The following is a 4,169-nucleotide window of genomic DNA, read 5'->3' on the forward strand; positions in this document are numbered from 1 at the left end:
CGCGCGCAACGGCTAGCGCCCCGCGCCCGCCCTGCCCGCCGCGCCCGCCGTGCCCGCCAGATGTACGGATGTTTCACGTGAAACATCTGTACCGTTCAACTCATATTCCCAGTTCAAACGCCCATAGCTCGTTTCGTGCGATCAAAAGTTACATCCTTTCGTGCGATGGTGCGCTCCTTCCTCCGTCGTATAGTGCGCAGCGTTCGAGGCGGCTCGGCCGCCTGTCTACGAGAGGAGAGAGCAATGGGGAGCACGTTCACCAGAAGGCAGTTCGTCATGGGGGCTATGGTGCTGGGCGGGTCGCTCGCGCTGACCGGATGCAGCCCGAAGCCCGAGTCCAAGAAGCAGGACGGCGCGTCGGGCGCAACCGAGCCCGTGCAAGCCGATATCATCGTCATCGGTTCGGGTCTGGCCGGCTCGGCCTGTTCGATCTCCGCGGCGCAGAACGGCGCGAGCGTGCTGCTGGTCGACAAGGCGCCGTTTCTCACGTCCACCTTCCTCACCTCGAAGGGCAACGTGTCCATTGCCCAGGTTCCAGAGAATAAGGACGAGTGGTGCTTCGAATCCGAGACGCCCGACACCATGGACCAGTTCGTCAGCCGCTACCGCAACCTCACCGAGATCGGCAAGGTGGACGCGCCGTACCCCGACTATAGCCGCATGCAGCGCATGATGGAGGAAAGCTGCGCCACCATCGCGTGGGTGGAGCAGCTGGGCATCACGTTCGAGAAGTCGTTTACCAAGGAGATGGTGGGCACCGACACGGTGAAGCCCGACGTCAGCGCCGACCCCGCGACGGAAGCGGGCGTCCAGGTGGCGAACGCGTTCGCGGCCGAATTCGAGCGCTTGGGCGTGCGGACGATGCTGTCTACCGAGGCGAAAGAGCTGATCATGGACGGCGACACCGTGGTGGGCGTGAAGGTCGAGGGGCCTGACGGCGCCCAAGAGCTGCGTGCGAAGGCCGTGGTGCTGGCCACCGGCGGCTTCGGCGGCAGCGCGGAGTACTGCGACCAGCTGGTGCCCGCCATCAACGAGATGGGCTTCCAGTACCTGGGCAACGCTATGAACACGGGCGACGGCATGACCATGGCCTCCGCCATTGGCGCCGCGCTGTACGAGGATCCGTGGGTCATCCCGAACGTCATCATGCCCACGCGCACGCTGACGAAGGCCGACGCGGGCTTCAAGAAGCTGTGCGACACCGGCATGGAAGGTGCTGCCACGTCGTCGAAGATGCTGGTGGACTCCACGGGCGCGCGCTTCGTGAACGAGGCGGCTCCGGTGACGGCGCTGGCCACGTCCATGACCGACAACCAGGCGGGGCCGTACTACGTGCTGTTCGACAGCTCGAACGCCGAGGTGGTCGCAGTCATCGAGAAGGGCCTGTCCACGGGCGACGTGCTGAAGGGCGTTTCGATCGAGGAGCTGGCCGACGCGGCCGGCGCGCCCCAGCTTGCGGCGACGTTCGAGGCGTACCAGCAGGCGGCAGCTGCGGGTGCGGACGAGGCGTTCGGCAAGAAGGCCGACATGCTGGCGGCGTACGGCGACGGCCCGTTCTACCTAGTGAAGTTCGTGCCGTCCTACGTGGCCACGATGGGCGGCGTGAAAACCGACGCGTCGTGTCAAGCGCTCGGCGAAAACGGCAGCGTCATCCCCGGCCTGTTCGCGGTGGGCGAGGCCACGCACCGCTTCATGTACAACCGCAGCTTTGTGCGCCACTGCTCCAACTCCAGCGCCCTCACCATGGGTCGTCTGACGGGAGCGGCGCTGGCCACGGCGTAACGACCCGATCTTCCCTCGCGCGCAGGCCGGACCCCCTCCCCGGCCTGCGCTTACGTTTGCCCGCCGTCAAGCATGCGTCGAAAATCCCCGCTCTATCGTCCTATAGGACGACAGGGGTCCGCATGCGCTTGTCGCGGCGCCAAGCGCTCCGAATGTTTCACGTGAAACATTCGTTCGATTGCTGATTCGTTGCGGGTTTCGTCCTCGCGACGGCGTTACCCCCCGCGATGGGGTTGTCAACGAAAAGGGCTAGCTCTTCTTGGCGGCGCTCGTCTCCTCGATGAGGTCGAGCAATTCCTGGCGCGAGTGCACGTCCATCTTCGCGTAAGCGTGACGCAGGTGGGTCTTCACCGTGTGCTCCGACAGCGTGAAACGCTCGGCGATGGCCCGGGCGCTGCGTCCCGCCGCAAACTCCTCGATCACTTCGAACTCGCGGTTCGTCAGCTCGTAGGTGCTCTTCATCTGCACGAGGGCATCGCCCGCCGACAGGTGCGCCAGCGGGGCGCCCGCCGCTTCCTCGGGGGCGCCCGCATCGCCGGCCGCATCCCGCTTCGACGCATAGCGAAGGTAGCTGCAGAACATGAGCGCCAACGTGGCCACCAGCAGCCACACCGATCCGACGAGCGCGAGCTGCGGATCGACGCCGGTTTGCTCCAACAGCGTCTGCGCCGCGAAGCGCCCCAGCGCCACCGACAGCCTCGCGACGCCCAAGGCCAAGCCCAGCAGGAAGAACGCCGGCAGCTTCCGCTCGTTCGCCTCGCTGATGAACATGAGCCACAGCAGCACGTAGAACGAGATGAGGAACGCGGTCATCAGCGATCCGGCCACGTGCCCGTCGGCGACGTTGAGGCTGCGGTACAGCAAGATGGTGACCAGGCACAACGCGGTGATGGGCGTGATGTAGTCGATGTTCGCCTTGCGCGGCTTCGCCACCAGCAGCACGGCCAGCATGGCCACGGCCGCGATGATCCCGAACAGGCCGGTGAGGTCGGTCTGCGCGTACTGCAGGTTGTTGTGGATGTCGAGCTCGATCACGAACCCGCAGATCAGCGAGAATGCGAACGTTCCTGCGACCGCGCGCTTCGTGCGCGAAAGCGCCTCGGCCATGGAGGTAGCGGGTGCGACGGATTCCTTCATCTGCTGGGCGACGAACGCGTTGTTGCGCAGGCACCACAGCAGCGCGACGGTGGACAGGACGAACGATGCCAGCAGCATGATGCTGCGCCCGCCTGGGAACAGCGAGCTGGTCAGCGGCGGAAGCAGCGTATCGATGAGGTACGCGGCGGCGATCAGGGGAAGCGAGAGCCGCGGCCGGTAGCTGGTGAACACCTCCATCCAGCAGAGGATGGACAGCGACCAGCCCATGCCCGCCGTCACCTGCATGGCGATAAGCGCGATATCGTTTGTGTTGCCCGACGCAACGAGCACGGCGTAGATCGAGCTGACGACGACGGCCGTGACGAACAGCGGCTTCGCCCGGTCGATGCGCCCGAGGTAGGAGAGGACGGCGACGACGAGGAACGTGAGGCCGTCGGCCGCGAGGCCTACCAGGGCGTAGGGGGTTGGGCTGTAGGGTCCCGTGTTGAGGTCGAGCAGCCGCGCGCCCTGCAGCAGGCCGAACCCGAGCGTGGCCACCGCCGCGAGGGCGAGGATTCGCGTTTTGTCGGATGCGTGCGCGTTCATCGTTTCCCCTTCGCTTGCGAAACAGTCGCGCCCCACTATAACGCACCCGCGCCCGCCGCGCTCTGCGAAGCCGAGCAGAAACGCACAGATGTTTCACGTGAAACACTCGCTGCTCGCACCGCCGCGATCATGCGACCCTGTCGGACATTGAAGCGAACGAATGTTTCACGTGAAACATTCGGGTTGCGGAAGAAGCGCGCCAGGCGTTTTCGTGCCCACTGCAAATTGCGCTTCCTTGATCGAGCGCTTCCGCGTCGATCTGCACGCTGCGGCGCCCGCGCCCAGATTCGCCGTGCGAGGCTAGGACGATGGGCGCGCTATCCGCTCACTACGCGGGGCAGGGCGATGTCGTGGGGCTCGCAGGGGACGGTTTCCACGCGCTGCTCGTCGAAGGCGATGCCGATCACGACGGCATCGGCGCGCAAGCGGGGGAGCAGCTGGTCGTAGTTGCCGCCGCCGTAGCCCAGGCGTCGCCCGGCATCGTCGAAGGCGACCAGCGGCACCACCACGGCGTCGAGCTCCTCGGGATCGACGGCCTGGAACCCGTCGCGCTCCAGCGCTTCGCAGGCAAGGCAGCGCAGGGGCGCGCCAAGGAACCCCGCTGCGGCCGCGTCCAGCTGCTCGCGCGCCACGCGGTAGAATCGCATCTGGGGCGACCCGCTCGTGCCGCCGGTTTCGCCCGCTGCCCGCCGTCCGCTCGCCTC

3 protein-coding genes are annotated in these 4,169 nt (G+C 66.2%); 1 reads left to right on the forward strand and 2 read right to left on the reverse strand.

Features of this window, described 5'->3' with window-relative positions:
• The first annotated feature begins 243 nt into the window (after positions 1 to 243).
• Entirely contained in the window at positions 244 to 1,782 is a 1,539-nt protein-coding gene (locus tag HMPREF1023_RS07700; RefSeq protein ID WP_009608988.1) for an FAD-dependent oxidoreductase, read from the forward strand.
• Between the two features lie 249 nt (positions 1,783 to 2,031).
• Here HMPREF1023_RS07700 and HMPREF1023_RS07705 read toward each other — a convergent pair whose 3' ends face one another.
• Both HMPREF1023_RS07705 and HMPREF1023_RS07710 read right to left on the reverse strand, forming a co-directional pair.
• Positions 2,032 to 3,465 carry a helix-turn-helix transcriptional regulator gene (locus tag HMPREF1023_RS07705; protein ID WP_009305642.1) on the reverse strand — a complete coding sequence of 478 codons (1,434 nt, stop codon included), beginning with the start codon at positions 3,463 to 3,465 and terminating at the stop codon, positions 2,032 to 2,034.
• A 317-nt stretch (positions 3,466 to 3,782) separates the two neighbouring features.
• The coding region (locus HMPREF1023_RS07710) for a 5-formyltetrahydrofolate cyclo-ligase (RefSeq protein WP_035578713.1) at positions 3,783 to 4,169 on the reverse strand (387 nt) is incomplete at its 5' end.

This window comes from Eggerthella sp. 1_3_56FAA (assembly GCF_000185625.1).
In the GTDB taxonomy this organism is placed as follows: Bacteria; Actinomycetota; Coriobacteriia; order Coriobacteriales; family Eggerthellaceae; genus Eggerthella; species Eggerthella lenta.

Excerpts from the sequence above, each read along its gene's own strand:
- HMPREF1023_RS07700 (WP_009608988.1), top strand. The coding sequence starts at position 244 with ATGGGGAGCACGTTCACCAGAAGGCAGTTCGTCATGGGGGCTATGGTG.
- HMPREF1023_RS07705 (WP_009305642.1), bottom strand. The coding sequence starts at position 3,465 with ATGAACGCGCACGCATCCGACAAAACGCGAATCCTCGCCCTCGCGGCG.